The sequence below is a fragment of the Streptococcus gallinaceus genome (assembly GCF_024170225.1).
GTDB lineage: Bacteria > Bacillota > Bacilli > Lactobacillales > Streptococcaceae > Streptococcus > Streptococcus gallinaceus.
Genome location: NZ_JALJXU010000001.1, coordinates 362766 through 379602 on the forward strand (window position 1 = coordinate 362766; position 16837 = coordinate 379602).

The 16837-nt window shown below is 42.4% G+C and carries 16 protein-coding genes; 15 read left to right on the top strand and 1 reads right to left on the bottom strand.

The window, feature by feature from the left end:
• The first annotated feature begins 17 nt into the window (after positions 1-17).
• The 10 genes from cdaA (at position 18) to J2T50_RS01915 (ending at position 10829) form a co-directional block, all read left to right on the top strand.
• Entirely contained in the window at positions 18-860 is an 843-nt protein-coding gene (cdaA, locus tag J2T50_RS01870; RefSeq protein ID WP_253363073.1) for a diadenylate cyclase CdaA, read from the top strand.
• Positions 861-865: 5 nt separating this feature from the next.
• On the top strand, positions 866-1570 hold the full coding sequence (locus J2T50_RS01875; protein ID WP_253363075.1) for a CdaR family protein: 705 nt from the start codon (positions 866-868) through the stop codon (positions 1568-1570).
• 20 nt (positions 1571-1590) lie between these two features.
• A complete protein-coding gene (glmM, locus tag J2T50_RS01880) occupies positions 1591-2943 on the top strand; it encodes a phosphoglucosamine mutase (RefSeq protein WP_253363077.1) in 1353 nt (450 codons plus the stop codon).
• 54 nt (positions 2944-2997) lie between these two features.
• The gene (gene abc-f / locus J2T50_RS01885) at positions 2998-4542 is read left to right on the top strand and encodes a ribosomal protection-like ABC-F family protein (protein WP_253363079.1); all 1545 of its coding nucleotides are present in this window, start codon (positions 2998-3000) and stop codon (positions 4540-4542) included.
• Positions 4543-4788: 246 nt separating this feature from the next.
• A complete protein-coding gene (locus J2T50_RS01890) occupies positions 4789-5520 on the top strand; it encodes a response regulator transcription factor (protein ID WP_253363081.1) in 732 nt (243 codons plus the stop codon).
• A 16-nt stretch (positions 5521-5536) separates the two neighbouring features.
• A complete protein-coding gene (locus J2T50_RS01895) occupies positions 5537-6892 on the top strand; it encodes a sensor histidine kinase (RefSeq protein ID WP_253363083.1) in 1356 nt (451 codons plus the stop codon).
• A gap of 446 nt (positions 6893-7338) precedes the next feature.
• On the top strand, positions 7339-8745 hold the full coding sequence (gene pepV / locus J2T50_RS01900) for a dipeptidase PepV (RefSeq protein ID WP_253363085.1): 1407 nt from the start codon (positions 7339-7341) through the stop codon (positions 8743-8745).
• 102 nt (positions 8746-8847) lie between these two features.
• Positions 8848-9429 carry a uracil-DNA glycosylase family protein gene (locus J2T50_RS01905; protein ID WP_253363088.1) on the top strand — a complete coding sequence of 194 codons (582 nt, stop codon included), beginning with the start codon at positions 8848-8850 and terminating at the stop codon, positions 9427-9429.
• A 12-nt stretch (positions 9430-9441) separates the two neighbouring features.
• Positions 9442-10230: a TPM domain-containing protein gene (locus J2T50_RS10520; RefSeq protein WP_301282787.1), complete on the top strand. Its 789-nt coding sequence runs from the start codon at positions 9442-9444 to the stop codon at positions 10228-10230.
• A 20-nt stretch (positions 10231-10250) separates the two neighbouring features.
• Positions 10251-10829: a LemA family protein gene (locus J2T50_RS01915; protein WP_253363090.1), complete on the top strand. Its 579-nt coding sequence runs from the start codon at positions 10251-10253 to the stop codon at positions 10827-10829.
• Positions 10830-10873: 44 nt separating this feature from the next.
• Here the strand turns inward: J2T50_RS01915 and mnmE are convergent, their stop codons facing one another.
• Positions 10874-12250, bottom strand: a complete 1377-nt coding sequence (gene mnmE, locus J2T50_RS01920) for a tRNA uridine-5-carboxymethylaminomethyl(34) synthesis GTPase MnmE (RefSeq protein ID WP_253363092.1) — start codon at positions 12248-12250, stop codon at positions 10874-10876.
• Between the two features lie 210 nt (positions 12251-12460).
• On the opposite strand from mnmE, the gene J2T50_RS01925 reads away from it, so the two are divergent.
• The 5 genes from J2T50_RS01925 (at position 12461) to J2T50_RS01945 (ending at position 16814) form a co-directional block, all read left to right on the top strand.
• Positions 12461-13159: an N-acetylmannosamine-6-phosphate 2-epimerase gene (locus J2T50_RS01925; protein ID WP_253363093.1), complete on the top strand. Its 699-nt coding sequence runs from the start codon at positions 12461-12463 to the stop codon at positions 13157-13159.
• 79 nt (positions 13160-13238) lie between these two features.
• Entirely contained in the window at positions 13239-14561 is a 1323-nt protein-coding gene (locus J2T50_RS01930) for an ABC transporter substrate-binding protein (RefSeq protein WP_253363095.1), read from the top strand.
• 61 nt (positions 14562-14622) lie between these two features.
• Positions 14623-15510: a carbohydrate ABC transporter permease gene (locus tag J2T50_RS01935; protein ID WP_253363097.1), complete on the top strand. Its 888-nt coding sequence runs from the start codon at positions 14623-14625 to the stop codon at positions 15508-15510.
• Between the two features lie 13 nt (positions 15511-15523).
• Positions 15524-16351 carry a carbohydrate ABC transporter permease gene (locus J2T50_RS01940; protein ID WP_253363099.1) on the top strand — a complete coding sequence of 276 codons (828 nt, stop codon included), beginning with the start codon at positions 15524-15526 and terminating at the stop codon, positions 16349-16351.
• 10 nt (positions 16352-16361) lie between these two features.
• Positions 16362-16814 (top strand): NanQ anomerase/TabA/YiaL family protein, encoded by a 453-nt coding sequence (locus tag J2T50_RS01945; RefSeq protein WP_253363101.1) that lies wholly within the window; start codon positions 16362-16364, stop codon positions 16812-16814.
• Positions 16815-16837 lie beyond the last annotated feature (23 nt).

The window sequence follows — 16837 nt, forward strand, 5'->3', positions numbered from 1 at the left end:
AGGATACTGTTAGAATTATGCTAAATTTACATCAATTACTGGATTCGGGTTACTGGTCCAGTTTGGCTTCCAGTCCAGGAGTTGCTCTAATCAATTTGTTGGATTTGTCACTGGTTATTTTTTTGATTTATCGGATGAGTAAAGCCATTGTCGGGACCAAGATTATGACCTTGATTCGAGGGGTTTTCTTGTTCTTGTTGGCTCAGGTGGTAGCTAGTCTGTTGGGCTTGCAGACCATTTCTTGGCTCATGAATCAAGTCATCACCTATGGTGTGATTGCGGGTGTCGTCATTTTCGCGCCAGAATTACGGTCGGTCCTTGAAAAATTGGGTCGGACAACACACATCTTTACCGATACAAATACCAGTACAGAAGAGTCTTTGATTCAGGCTTGCTTGAAAGCGGCCAAATACATGTCTCCGCGTAAAATTGGAGCACTAGTAGCCATTGAGCAGGCACGTACTTTACAAGAATATCGTTCAACGGGAATTCCCTTGGATGCAGATATTTCGAGTGAATTACTGATCAATATCTTTATTCCAAACACCCCTCTACACGATGGAGCTGTCATTATCAATGGCAATAAAATCGCTGTGTCTTGTGCTTACTTCCCGCTGACAGGCAGTGCAGGAATCTCAAAAGAGTTCGGCACGCGGCATCGCGCAGCCATTGGCTTGTCAGAAGTTTCAGACGCATTTGTCTTTGTCGTATCCGAGGAAACGGGAACTATTTCAATAGCCCACAATGGGAATTTCAAGCATAATCTGAGTCTGGAAGATTTTGAAGAAGAATTGCGTCAGGTCTTGGTTTCCAATGAACCAGAGACAAAACATTGGTGGAAACGATTTGGAGGGAAATAAGAGACATGCAAGATAAGATTAAAAAAATTGGTCAAGTTGCCTTGGCTAGCTTGGTAGCTGTCTTTTTGTTCTTCTATGCCACGACAACCAATTATAAAAATGCAAGAACAGCAACAGCACCAAATTCGGCAACAGAGACCTATACCTACTCGGTCAATGATGTCACTGTCAATGTCAAGTACAATAAGCAAAAATATTTTGTGACAGGGATTGCGCCCTCTATCACGGTTGAATTGATTGGATCTAATAAAGTTGCACTTCAAAAAGAAGTAGATGAATCTACTAGAAGTTTTGAAGTGACCGCTGATTTACGGGACTTGGAGCCGGGGACTCACTCGGTACAACTGCAGATTTCTAGCCTACCAAGTGGTATCAATGCAACGATTATTCCTACCTCTTTCAATGTGAAAATTGGGAATCGTACTAGCAAGATATTTGCGATTGAGGGGAAAATTACCCAGTCGCAGCTGGCTAGTGGCTACGTCGTTTCGAAGATTGTGTTAGGAGATAGCTCGGTCAAAGTCACATCTGACGAAGAAACAATCAATTCGATTGACCACGTTGAGGCGGTTGTGCCAGATGCAAGTAAATTGGCAGATCGGTATACTGGAACAGCAACCTTGCAAGCGGTGGACGCAGAGGGCAATATTTTGCCTGTTGTATTCTCACCCGAAACCACATCAATTGATGCAACATTTATTAAAAAATAGAACAAAGTAAGGAAATGATTATGGGTAAATATTTTGGAACGGACGGTGTCCGCGGTGAAGCAAACGTAGAATTAACACCAGAATTGGCTTTTAAACTAGGTCGTTTTGGAGGCTATGTCCTCAGTCAACATGAAACGGAAACACCACGAGTGTTCGTGGCGCGTGATACACGTATTTCCGGTCAACTCCTAGAGTCTGCCTTGGTTGCGGGTCTCTTGTCTGTTGGGATTCACGTCTACAAACTGGGCGTCGTAGCTACTCCGGGTGTGGCACACTTGGTTCGCACGGAAAATGCTAGCGCTGGTGTTATGATTTCTGCCAGTCACAATCCAGCTCAGGATAATGGAATTAAGTTCTTCGGTGGTGACGGCTTTAAATTGGACGATGAAAAAGAGTTGGAAATCGAAGCGCTTCTTGATGCTGAAGAAGATACACTTCCTCGTCCATCAGCAACTGGTCTAGGAGATGTGGTTGACTATCCTGAAGGTCTCCGTAAGTACCAAGAGTTTCTTGTATTTACAGGACTTCCTTTGGAGGGAATGAAAGTTGCTCTTGATACAGCAAATGGGGCTGCATCGACTTCTGCCCGTCAGGTATTTGCTGATTTGGGAGCTGAATTAGCCGTTATCGCTGACTTGCCGGATGGCCTTAATATCAATGATGGAGTTGGTTCAACTCATCCCGAATCTCTTCAAGAATTGGTTAAAGAAACAGGCAGTCAGATTGGTCTCGCCTTCGACGGAGATGCCGACCGTTTGATTGCTGTGGATGAAAATGGCGACTTGGTTGACGGTGACCGTATCATGTACATTGTCGGCAAATATTTGTCTGATAAAGGTTTGTTGGCGCAAAATACCATTGTCACAACTGTTATGTCAAACCTCGGTTTCCACAAGGCGCTTGACCGAGAAAATATCGGCAAAGCAGTCACTGCAGTTGGTGACCGTTACGTGGTGGAAGAAATGCGTAAGTCTGGTTACAATCTTGGTGGTGAGCAATCAGGCCACGTCATTCTCATGGATTACAATACGACTGGGGATGGCCAAATGACAGCCGTTCAATTGACAAAAATTATGCAAGAAACAGGGAAAACCTTATCCGAACTTGCAGCCGAAGTGACTATTTACCCACAAAAATTGGTTAATATTCGTGTGGAAAATAGCATGAAAGACAAGGCCATGGAAGTCCCTGCAATCGCGGCGATCATTGAGAAGATGGAAGAAGAAATGGCAGGAAATGGCCGTATTCTCGTGCGTCCAAGTGGTACAGAGCCACTTCTGCGTGTCATGGCAGAAGCACCAACTCATGCAGAAGTAGACTACTATGTCGACACCATTGCTGATGTTGTCCGTGCTGCGATTGGAATTGACTAGCGACAAAAAATAAGAGACTGGAACAGTTTGTCCAGCCTCTTTTATGAGGAAAATATGAGTATTTTAGAAGTTAAAAATTTAAGTCACGGTTTTGGCGACCGTGCGATTTTTGAAGATGTATCCTTCCGACTATTAAAGGGAGAGCACATTGGTTTGGTCGGTGCAAACGGTGAGGGAAAATCAACCTTCATGTCTATCGTGACAGGTCAACTTTTGCCAGACGAGGGTAAGGTTGAGTGGTCGCGTTATGTGACTGCGGGCTACCTTGACCAGCATGCCAAATTGGAAAAAGGGCAGTCTGTTCGAGACATCTTGCGGACGGCCTTTGACGAACTCTTCAAAACGGAAGAGCGCATCAATGAGATTTACATGTCTATGGCGGATGAAGGTGCGGATATGGATGCCCTCATGGAAGAGGTGGGCGAGCTCCAAGACCGTTTGGAAAGCCGTGATTTTTATACCTTGGATGCTAAGATTGACGAAGTTGCGCGTGCCTTGGGTGTCATGGATTATGGTATGGACACGGATGTGACCGAGTTATCCGGTGGTCAACGGACCAAGATTCTCTTGGCCAAGTTGCTCCTTGAAAAGCCAGATATCTTGTTGCTCGATGAGCCGACAAACTACCTGGATGCCGAGCATATTGAGTGGTTAAAACGCTACTTGCTTAACTATGAAAATGCCTTTGTTTTGATTTCTCACGATATTCCATTCTTGAATGACGTGATTAACATCGTCTACCATGTGGAAAATCAGCAGTTAACGCGTTATTCTGGCAATTATGAGCAATTCCAAGAAGTGCACGCCATGAAGCGTACTCAGTTGGAAGCTGCCTATGAGCGTCAGCAGAAGGAAATTGCAGACTTGCAAGACTTTGTTAACCGCAATAAAGCACGTGTTGCAACACGAAATATGGCCATGTCCCGCCAGAAGAAATTGGACAAGATGGACATTATCGAGCTGCAGGCTGAAAAACCAAAACCAAGTTTTGATTTTAAGATGGCACGAACACCAAGTCGTTTTATCTTCCAAGCCAAGGATTTGGAAATTGGATACGACCGTGTCTTGACGCGCCAACCGCTCAATTTGACCTTTGAACGCAACCAGAAGATTGCCATTGTCGGAGCTAACGGTATCGGTAAATCCACTCTTTTGAAGAGTTTGTTGGGAGTGATTCCAGCTCTTGGTGGGGAAGTTGAGCGTGGTGAGTATCTGGAGCTGGGCTATTTTGAACAAGAAGTTCCTGGAGGAAACCGTCAGACGCCGCTCGAAGCGGTCTGGGATGCATTTCCAGCTCTTAATCAGGCAGAGGTCCGCGCAGCCTTGGCACGATGTGGCTTGACTTCTAAGCACATTGAGAGTCAAATTCAGGTGCTTTCTGGTGGTGAGCAGGCTAAGGTACGTTTCTGTCTCCTCATGAATCGTGAAAATAATGTTCTGGTCCTTGACGAGCCAACCAACCACTTGGATGTGGACGCCAAAGATGAACTCAAACGTGCTCTTAAAGAGTACAAAGGTTCGATCCTGATGGTCTGCCATGAGCCAGATTTCTATGGAGGTTGGGTAGATGATATTTGGGACTTTAACGAATTAACTTAAACAGAAACAAGCTTAGATTAGCAAGACAGATTATTCCAGACGAAACTCTCAAGTAGTGAATAAATGAGCTATTTGGGAGTTTTTGTTATTTAAGCGATGCTCATGCATACTACTTCAATTATAAAAATATATAATTTACTATTTAATAATATGTATTTGTGTGATATGATAAACATTGCGTCTATTCGAAGTGAGAAATTATAGTGATATATGTATGAGATATTTTAGAGATGAGTTAGTAATAGTATGAATATTTTTATTTTAGAAGATGATCTTCTACAGCAGCATGCGATGGAGAGAATCTTATTAGAGCTAGTGGGGAAGAATAATTTATTCTATAATAAGATAGAGATTTTTAGTAAACCTTGTCAGTTATTGGATGCGGTCGTTGAAAAAGGGGAGCACCAGGTGTTTTTCTTGGATATTGAGCTTCAATCAGATGTTGCAAAAGGACTTGAAGTGGCGCAGGAAATACGGGAAATGGACCCATACGCAGCGATTGTATTTGTCACGACCCATACGGAGTTGATGCCCTTGGCTTTTCGTTACCAGGTTGCAGCATTGGATTATATTGATAAAGATTTGGCGCCAAATGACTTCGTGGACCGTCTGGAAAAAGTCTTGCTAAAGGTGGCAAGCAACATCGCAGAACCCTTGTCCGACCATTCCTTGACAATTGATTCTCCAAATGCAAAATTTCAAATTCCAATCAATGACATTCTCTATATTGAAACCTCTCCCTTGCCCCACCGCCTCGTGCTGTATACCAAGAAAGAGCGCTTGGAGTTTTGGGGGAAATTAGCCGATATAGCTGCCAACGAGCCACGATTGCTTCAGTGCCATCGTTCTTTTGTTGTAAACCCCAAAAATGTTCGATCTCTTGATAAGAAGAGTCGATTGCTGTATTTTGATAACGGGTCTTCCTGCCTAGTTTCTAGGACTAAGCTAGCAGAGATGGTAGAACTGATTCAAAGTTAGGAGGGTCAATTGGATTATGTTGCTTCTGTTAGCCTATATTAGTTTACTGGTCAATACGATTATCCCGATTTTTTTAATTGCAACTGTCATGAAAAAGCAGTATACTTTTCGGCACTATGTGGTCGGGCTTTTAATCAGAGTATTTGCTAGTCTTGTCTATCAGGGACTGGATGTATTTTTTCCGATGGATTGGTATCCGATTTATTCGATTCCATTGGAAATTTCTTTCTTTGTTTCTTTGTTTGAGCCACATTCAAGTCGGAGTCAAATCGTGTTTTCAGCCCTGTTTCCCTATACGTTTTATAGTTTGGTGCACCAGATTTTCAATCTCTTTCTCTTGCCGGCGGTTGGCTTGCCATGGGAGTTTTATATGGAGAATGGTGGAATTAGCCTACTGATTTCTATTTTATCGACGGTATTTTTATTTGTCTTCTTGCATCTGGGGCAGTATGACTTTTCGCTCGTAGCTTCCGTCTTTACCGATGATAAGCGCAATAAATTCTTACGATGGATGAATTTTTCCATGATTGCTTATTACATGTTAGACCAACACCTGCTCTATGTGTCTCATAAATACAGTCGAGATACGACTATTCATAGTCAGCTGGTGGTTGTGGCTTACTTACTCTTGTTTATGTCTTTTGTCAATCAATTGGACCGTGTTTACCGTAGACGGATTCAGGAGCAATTGTCCTTTCAAAAGAAACTCCAAATGGAGCAGCTCAATGTCTACACCAAGCAAATCGAAACTCTCTACAAGGAAGTGAGAGGTTTTCGCCACGATTACTCAAATATTTTGCGCACTCTGACTCTAGGCATTACAGAAAACAATATGGCTACGGTAGAAGAGGTATTTAATCGGGTCTTGAAAGATTCAAACAAACCCTTTCAAGAATCCCGCTTTGAGTTAGGAAGATTGGTCAACATAGGGGATAATGCCTTTAAGAGTCTCTTGGCTTCTAAGTTTATGCAGGCTCGAGAAAAAGGGGTTGAAATTTCCTTAGAAATTCCAGCTGAAATCCAACCAAAAGGGATGGAATTGATTGATTTTATCCTAATCGTGGCTAGCTTTTTTGATAATGCCATTGAAGAAGCTATGCTGACAGAGGAAAAGAAAATCGCCTTTGCTTTTTTTCAAAAAGGAAGCCAGCAAATTGTTGTTATTGAAAATTCCTGCCTGACAGAGTCAAAAAATATTGCTCAGATTTATCAATATGGCAGTAGCAGCAAGGGACATGATAGAGGGATTGGTCTTGTGAACGTAAAAACTATTTTAGAAAAATATCCGCAAATCTTACTTCGTACAACTAGTGAAGATTTCAAATTTTGTCAAACCTTGGTTATCCAATTGGAAGATGCCGAGAAGAACTAAATCCGACAGTATCAGACGATACTGTTTTTTTGATTTCTTTGAAAAATTTATGGAAAATAATGAAAATTTAAAATACTTAACCGTTTAGGAAATCAGATTAACCATTTAAGAAACCGGTAATACCGACTGGAAAAAATTTGATATAATTTCATTTGTCGGTTAAAGATATAGAATGATGCAACTTTATGATGAATCAGAGCAATGTTTGACAGCTTTACCGTTGTACTTGTTTTTGGGGTTACAAGTACAACCGTAAGGTTGCCAACTAGGTTTGTTCTCTCGGCAGAATGAAAATGTATCATTTGATAAAAAGAACTTCTGCTTACGCAAGGGTAAGTGGGAGTTTTTTCTTACCGAACAATTTTTATCTTTTGCAACCAAATCATGAAAAATCGCTTTCTTTATGGTAAAATAATATCAATTACATGTTAGGAAAAGGAGATTTTATGACAGTCGATTTTAAAGCGGAAGTAGAAAAACGCCGCGAAGATTTAATGGCAGACTTGTGTTCGCTTTTGGAAATCAATTCAGAACGTGATGATAGTCAAGCAGATGCTGCACATCCATTTGGTCCTGGTCCTGTTAAGGCTTTGGAAAAATTCTTGGAAATTGCTGCACGTGATGGCTACGAAACACGCAATGTAGACAACTATGCAGGTCATTTTACCTTTGGACAAGGTGAAGAAGAGTTGGGAATTTTTGCCCACATGGACGTTGTGCCTGCTGGCTCAGGCTGGGATACGAATCCATACCAACCGGTCATCAAGGACGGCAAACTCTTTGCGCGTGGTTCATCAGATGACAAGGGTCCAACAATGGCTTGTTACTACGGTTTGAAAATCATCAAAGAGCTCGGCTTACCCGTTTCAAAACGTGTCCGCTTTGTAGTCGGTACAGATGAAGAATCAGGCTGGGGCGACATGGATTACTACTTTGCAAATGTAGGACTTCCAAAACCAGACTTTGGCTTCTCTCCAGACGCAGAATTCCCTATCATCAACGGTGAAAAAGGAAATATCACAGAATACCTTCACTTTGGAAATGACAACGGTGGCAGCTTCACCTTGCATTCATTCAAAGGTGGCTTACGTGAAAATATGGTTCCTGAGTCAGCAACTGCAGTCTTCTCAGCAGAAGGAGCTCAGGCTGAATTACAGGCTAAATTGGACGCATTTACCGCAGAATATGGTGTGTCAGCTAGCTTGACTCAAGAAGCTGACCACTTTACATTGACCCTAGTTGGTAAGTCAGCCCACGGTGCACACCCAGAAGCAGGTATCAATGGGGCAACCTACTTGGCGAAATTCCTCAACCAATTTGACTTTGCTGGTGCTGCCAAGGCCTACATCGCTGTTGCTGCTGACGTTCTCTTTGAAGACCATGCAGGTCAAGCACTTGGTGTAGCTCATACAGATGAGCGTATGGGGACACTTTCTATGAACGCGGGTGTCTTCTCATTTGACCAAGCACAAGCGGATAATACCATTGCTCTTAACTTCCGTTACCCACAAGGTACCGATGCTCAAACCATCAAAGCAGCTCTTGTGAAATTAGCAGGTGTAGTTGAAGTAACCTTGTCTGAACACGAGCACACACCGCATTATGTACCAATGGAAGATCCACTTGTGAAGACACTTCTTGATGTCTATGAAAAACAAACAGGTCTTCGTGGTTTTGAACAAGTCATCGGTGGCGGAACATTTGGACGTCTCTTGGAACGTGGAGTTGCCTACGGCGCTATGTTCCCAGGCTATACAGATACTATGCACCAAGCCAATGAATTTATCGATGTAGAAGAGCTCTACCGTGCAGCGGCTATCTATGCCGAAGCTATTTACGAATTGATTAAATAGGCAGTGATTGGTCTTCAGCAAGCCAATCCTAGTCTAGGTTCTTTATAAGTACAATAAGCTGGGTTGTTTGCCTGGCTTTTTGTGAAGATTGGAGGTGCTGTTATGACCATTGAAAGTATTCGGCAAGCCATCATTGCAGATCCAGAGAATCGTCTGTTTACAGAAGATGGGATTTTTCCTCTTTTTGAGGCTCCGAGAACTGCTCGGATTCTCATTGTTGGTCAGGCTCCAGGCATTCGTGCGCAAGAGTCTGGGATGTATTTTCAGGACCCATCGGGGGACAATCTGCGAGAGTGGCTGGGTGTAGATGAGGAGACGTTTTATCAGTCGGGATTGATTGCAGTGGTGCCCATGGATTTTTACTTTCCGGGTAGTGGAAAGTCGGGAGACTTGCCGCCTCGTAGCGGTTTTGCGGATAAGTGGCACCAGCAGATTTTACAAGAAATGTCAGAGTTGGAGTTGACGATTTTGATTGGACAATATGCCCAACATTACTATCTGCATCAGAAGAAGTCGGTCAAGGTTACAGACAATGTGAAGAATTTTAGGGCCTTTCTCCCAGAGTATTTCCCACTCGTTCACCCATCACCACGGAATAACATTTGGCAAGCCAAGAATCCTTGGTTCAAAGAAGAAGTGTTACCCGTCTTGAAGGAGCGTGTTGCGGCTATTCTTAGTCGCTAGTAAGGAGGGACGATGAAAAAGAAGTGGATATGGTTTTGTAGTCTCTTGCTCGGAGTTTGCTTTGCCTTTTCCTTTATTCATGTAGAGGCAAAGGTGGCAGACAGACCGGTCGGGACAACAGTTTTGGATGAAACAGGTTCTCTCTCTCAGGAGACTATTGCTCGGATTGACCAAGAAAATCGCAGTTGGGAATCGACAAAAGAGCAGTTGCAGGTAGGGGTCTATATCACGGATCATATTGATGGTAGCTTAGAAAGTCAGGCCAACGAAGTCTTCCGCAAGTGGCAGGTTGGATTTTCAGGGACAAATAACGGGATTCTCCTTTTTATTGCAATGGGGGATCGGAAGTTTCGGATTGAGTCTTCTGACAATGCTGCGACGGTCTTGACAGATGTAGAGGCCAAGCGAATATTAGATGATTCACGGACTTTCTTCCGTGAGCAAGACTATGATGCTGGTGTCAGCTTTATCGTGGATGCCATTGGTGATAAATTTTACGGCACGGATCGTGCCCAGACTCAGCTGAAAAAGTTTGAAGAAGCGAATGGTAGCGATGATAGTCTGGGAATGGTGATATTTGTGATTATTATGGGCGTATCCATTGTCATTTACTTTATGGGTAAAGGTGGTGGAAACGGTCGTGGCGGAGGCGGGTCAGGTTCTGACCTACTATGGTGGTTATTGCTATCAGCCAGCAATTCTTCAGGTTCTTCCAATGACTCAGATCATGACACTTGGTCTGGTGGAGGCGGATGGTCCGGAGGTGGAGGCGGCGGAGGCGGCGCCTCATCGGGTTGGTAACTAATGGAAAGGAAAAAGAAATGAATAAAAAATTATGGTATATCTTAGTGCCGATTGCACTTCTTGTATTTTTGGGAATGGGAGCAATTGGACAGTACAATGGGTTAGTCGATAGCCAAACAGAGGTAGAAACAGCTCAGGCAAATGTTGACACTCAATTGCAACGGCGTTATGACTTGATTCCAAATGTGGTGTCTGCTGTCAAGGGAGCTATGGCGCATGAGACAGAAGTTTTCACAGCCATTGCAGATGCGCGTTCAAAAATTGCTTCAAGCAGTCGCGACTCAAAAGACTACAAAGAAGCACAAACCCAGTTGGATTCGGCTGTTTCTAGACTTCTCGTTTTGACGGAAAATTACCCACAATTGACATCAAATCAGCAAGTTTCTGGCTTGATTACAGAGTTGGAAGGGACTGAAAATCGGATTTTGGTAGCCCGCAAGGATTACAATGCAGTCGCCGCAAGTTACAACAAAAAAATCCGTCGTTTCCCAGCTAGTCTCTATGCAGCAGCCTTCGGATTTGAAAAAGTAGACCTGTTTGAAGCGACAAAAGATGCTGCTACAACAGTACCAAAAGTAGATTTGAATGGGAAATAAGTGCGAATAGCAGCAAAAAAGCAATCACAAAGTGATTGCTTTTTTTATTTTCCAAGACAGAATTGGCTAAAGAGTTGGGTGATGAGTTCGTCTGGTGCGGCATCCCCTGTGATCTCGCCTAAAATTTGCCAACAGCGCGTCATATCTACTTGGAGTAGATCGACAGGCATGCCCATTTCAAGTCCATCGTTGACGGCTTGCAGGGCTTGAACAGCCTGCTCAATGAGAGAAATGTGGCGGGCGTTGGAGAGGTAGGTAGCGTCCTGCTCAACCAATCCGGCATTTTCGAAGAAGAGTTGATTGATTTTTTCTTCGATTTTATCAATGTTTTGATTTTTCAGGACGGAGATACGGATGATGTCTTCTGGTAGCTGATCCGCTTCTATCTTTTCTTCAAGGTCTGTTTTGTTGAGCAAGATAATGCGGTTGCTAGTTTGGCTGATTTCCAGAAGAATGCGGTCTTGGTCGGTCAATGCTTCAGAGGCATTGAGTACGAGGAGCACCAAGTCGGCTTCTTTGAGGGCTTTTTTGGAGCGCTCAACACCGATTTTTTCAACGACGTCTTCCGTTTCGCGAATCCCTGCTGTGTCAATCAACTTGAGTGGAACGCCGTTGATGTTGACATATTCCTCGATGATGTCGCGCGTGGTTCCTTCAATGTCGGTCACGATGGCCTTGTCTTCGCGGAGAAGGTTGTTGAGCAAGCTAGACTTGCCGACATTGGGACGTCCGATGATTGCAGTGGAAATACCTTCGCGGAGAATCTTTCCTCGGCGCGCGGTGCGCAAGAGATTTTCCAATAAGGTCTGAAATTCAATCGTTTTTTCTCGAACAATTTCAGTTGTTGCTTCCTCAACATCGTCATACTCAGGGTAGTCAATGTTGACCTCGACTTGAGCCAAGGTATTGAGAATTTCTTGGCGAGTATTGTTGATGAGTTTGGACAAGGAACCGTCTAATTGCTTGACGGCATTGTTCATGGCTTTATCGGTCTTGGCACGGATGATGTCCATGACGGCTTCGGCCTGCGTCAAATCGACACGTCCATTTAAAAAGGCGCGTTTGGTAAATTCACCAGGTTCTGCCATGCGAGCACCTTGACGGATGAGCAGTTGGAGGATTTCATTGGTTACTGCAATCCCACCGTGTGTGTTGATTTCAATGACATCTTCGCGTGTGAAAGTTCTCGGTGCTTTCATGACTGAAACCATGACTTCATCAAGGATTTCTTGCTTGTCGGGGTCCATGATATGGCCATAGTTGATGGTATGGCTCGGCAGACTATGGATGTCTTTGCCCTTAAACACCTTATTTGCGATATCAAAGGCTTGGCTACCTGACAAACGGACGATGCCAATTGCCCCTTCACCAAGAGGGGTTGAAATAGCAGTGATTGTATCAAATTCTTTTGTAATACTCATAAATGTTTCCTTTACTTTATCCTTTCCATTGTAACGCAAAAGGACGGCGTCTGCAAGATTTTGAAGCTGGGGCTGAAAGTACTTTCAAGGAATGAGGCAGATGAGACAAATTGTAAAACTAAAATCTAAAACGCTGAAAGCTCTTGCAGGATTGGGGGCGTCTGTTTATAATTAAAAATGTAAACGCTAACAAAAAATAAGGAGGCGCTCATGAAAAAATGGACCAAGGAAGCCCTGATAGAAGCTGTCCGAGGCGGCATTATTGTTTCTTGTCAGGCTTTACCAGGCGAGCCCCTGTATACGGAAGCTGGTGGAGTGATTCCACTTTTGGCCAAGGCAGCTGAGGAAGGAGGAGCGGTAGGTATTCGGGCCAATAGTGTTCGGGATATCAAGGAAATTCAAGCGGTAACGGACTTGCCAATCATCGGGATTATCAAGAGGGACTATCCGCCACAAGAACCATTTATCACCGCTACCATGGCAGAGGTGGATGCATTGGCTCAATTGGATATCGCTGTCATTGCTATGGATTGTACCAAACGGGAACGCTATGATGGACTAGCAATTGCAGACTTTATCAAGGCGGTCAAGGGAAAATATCCTGATCAGTTGATTATGGCAGATATTTCGACTTTTGAGGAAGGTCTTGCTGCTGTTGAAGCAGGCGTTGACTTCGTAGGGTCAACCTTATCCGGTTACACTTCCTACAGTACTCAAGTAGACGGGCCGGACTTTACTCTGATTGAGCAACTGTGCCAGGCAGGGCTTGACGTGATTGCAGAAGGAAAAATCCATACGCCTGAGCAAGCCAAACAAATTCAAAACCTCGGTGTCTGTGGAGTCGTCGTCGGCGGCGCCATTACCCGACCAAAAGAAATCACCCAGCGCTTTGTAGCAGGGTTGAAGTAGGATAGGACATTCATTTGTCTGAAGAAGCTACTAATTTTTAACATTTTAGTCAAAAAACAAAATATAAAAGGAGTTTAACATGAAAACAAAAAAGATTGTTTTATCACTGTTAGCAGGTGTTGCGGCTCTCTCTTTGGCGGCTTGTGGTAGCTCGTCAAACGCTACCAAAGGTGGCAAATCTGATTCTTCAGATTCTTCGAAAACAGAAATTACTTGGTGGGCATTCCCGACTTTCACTCAAGAAAAGGCTGAGGATGGTGTTGGTACTTACGAAAAGAAAATCATTGCAGCTTTTGAAAAAGCTAACCCAGACATTACTGTCAAACTTGAAACAATTGATTTCACATCAGGTCCTGAAAAAATTACAACAGCCATTGAAGCAGGTACAGCGCCAGATGTTCTCTTTGATGCACCAGGACGGATTATTCAATACGGAAAAAATGGTAAGTTGGCAGAATTGAATGATCTTTTTACAGATGAATTTGTCAAAGATGTTAACAATGACAATATTATCCAAGCATCTAAAGCTGGAGATAAAGCGTACATGTACCCTATCAGTTCTGCTCCATTCTATATGGCAATGAACAAGAAAATGCTCAAAGATGCTGGTGTGCTTGACTTGGTAAAAGAAGGTTGGACAACAGCTGACTTTGAAAAAGTCTTAAAGGCATTGAAAGAAAAAGGTTACACTCCAGGTTCACTTTTCAGTAATGGTCAAGGTGGTGACCAAGGTTCACGTGCTTTCTTGGCAAATCTTTACAGTGGCACAATTACAAATGTAGAAGTGACTAAATACACAACTGACGAACCAAATATGGTTAAAGCCTTGTCAACGGCTGCAGGCTGGATTAAAGATGGATTATTGATGAATGGTTCTCAATTTGATGGTTCTGCAGATATTCAAAACTTTGCAAATGGTCAAACTTCCTTTACAATTCTTTGGGCGCCAGCTTTTGTTGGAACTCAAGGTCAATTATTGAAAGCTAGTGGAGTTGAAGTGGTAGAAGTGCCTTATCCATCTGACGAAGGTAAACCAGCACTTGAATACTTAATCAATGGTTTTGCAGTATTTAACAATGGTAAAGAAGAAAAAGTGGCAGCCGCTAAGAAGTTTATTCAGTTTATCGCAGATGACAAAGAATGGGGTCCAAAAGACGTAGTTCGTACAGGAGCTTTTCCGGTCCGTACTTCATATGGCAAATTGTATGATACTGAACGTATGGAAACTATCAATACTTGGACAAAATACTATTCTCCATACTACAACACAGTTGATGGTTTTGCAGAAATGCGTACTCTCTGGTTCCCAATGCTTCAATCTGTATCAAATGGTGATGAAAAAGCGGAGTCAGCTTTGAAGACATTTACAGAAAAAGCAAATGAAACTATAAAAGCTAAGTAATCCAATTCCCCCTTTCTTGTTTAATAGGAAAGGGGTTTCCCTAAAATAAGGAGGTTTCCCTGTGAATATCAGTAAGATAAAATTAAGAGAAACAATTGTATCCTATGCCTTTTTGGCACCAATCTTAATTTTTTTCACAGTATTTGTTCTAGCTCCGATGGTAATGGGGTTTGTAACAAGTTTTTTCAAATACACGATGACGGAATTTACCTTTATCGGTTTTGAAAATTATACTCGAATGTTTCACGATGAGATTTTTATTAAATCGTTAAAAAATACATTGATTATTGTTGTTGGTTCAGTACCTATTGTTGTATTCTTCTCTCTCTTTGTGGCATCACAAACCTATGAGAAAAATATTTTTGTCCGTTCTTTCTATCGTTTTGTCTTCTTCTTACCAGTTGTAACAGGTAGTGTGGCCGTAACGGTAGTTTGGAAATGGATCTATGATCCTTTGTCAGGTATCTTGAACTTCCTCTTAAAATCAGGAGGAGTCATTTCACAAAATATTAGTTGGCTGGGTGACAAACATTGGGCCTTGATGGCGATTATCCTCATTCTCTTGACGACATCAGTTGGGCAACCGATTATTCTTTATATTGCAGCAATGGGAAATATTGATAATTCTCTTTGCGAAGCTGCTCGGGTGGATGGTGCGACAGAACGTCAAGTATTTTGGAATATTAAGTGGCCAAGTCTCTTGCCAACGACCCTTTATATCGCAATTATTACGACAATCAATTCATTCCAATGTTTTGCCTTAATTCAACTATTAACTTCAGGTGGGCCAAACTACTCAACAAGTACACTTATGTATTATTTGTATGAAAAAGCCTTTAAGTTGTCAGAGTATGGTTATGCGAACACTATGGGTGTTTTCTTAGCAGTGTTGATTGCCCTTATCAGTTTTGCCCAATTCAAGATTTTGGGTAACGATGTTGAATATTAGAAAGGAGCTAGGTATGAAGAAAAAAACATCTGTTTTTGATATTGTTTCACTGATTATTTTGGCTCTCTTGACAGTCTTCTTCATTTTCCCATTTTATTGGATTTTGACAGGAGCTTTTAAGGCCCAGCCTGCTACGATTGTTATTCCACCTCAATGGTGGCCTGCACAACCGACCATTGAAAATTTTGAAAAGCTGATTGTACAAAATCCAGCTTGGCAATGGCTGTGGAACAGTGTTTTCATCTCTTTAGTTACCATGATTTTAGTATGTATTACTTCATCATTGGCAGGTTATGTGCTAGCTAAAAAACGTTTTTATGGACAAAAATTCCTATTTTCACTTTTTATTGCAGCGATGGCTTTGCCAAAACAAGTTGTTTTGGTGCCATTAGTACGGATTGTGAACTTCATGGGAATTCATGACACTTTGGCAGCGGTTATTTTGCCACTTGTTGGTTGGCCATTCGGTGTATTCTTGATGAAGCAATTCAGCGAAAATATTCCAACTGAGTTGTTAGAGTCTGCTAAAATTGATGGTTGTGGTGAATTACGCACCTTTATCAGCGTAGCCTTTCCAATTGTTAAACCTGGTTTTGCTGCCTTGGCAATCTTTACCTTTATCAATACATGGAATGACTATTTCATGCAGTTGGTTATGTTGACTTCTCGTCAAAATTTGACCATTTCACTTGGTGTTGCAACCATGCAAGCTGAGATGGCAACAAACTATGGTTTAATCATGGCAGGAGCAGCGCTTGCGGCAGTACCAATTGTTGCAGTTTTCCTTGTCTTCCAGAAATCCTTTACTCAAGGAATCACAATGGGAGCAGTTAAGGGATAAGAGAGATGCTATGATATTTGACAATTTAGAAAATCTACACATATACAAAGGACGTCATCCTAATTTAGATACAGCCATTGATTATATAGATAGTCATGATTTAGCAAGTTTAGATTTTGGTAGTTACAAGGTTGATGGAGATTTAGTATATTTCTTTGTGCAAGAGAATACTACCAACACCCATGCATCTCAAGAATTTGAATACCATGAATCTTATATTGATCTTCATTTCTTACGAAAGGGAAGAGAATTAGTCAAGTTTGGTATGGAGTTTGAGAAGCAGTGTCAGCCATATGATGCGGCGCGCGATTTTGCCTCAGCGACTTGTAACTACACTGTTGATTTTGAATTGGATTCAGGATACTTTGCTCTGTTTATGCCGGGGGAACTTCACCAACCAAATTTGCGTGTAAACGGATGTGAAAAAGTGGAAAAATGTGTCTTTAAGGTCTTTTTAGATTAGAAATAGGTGAAAGAAAGGACGAA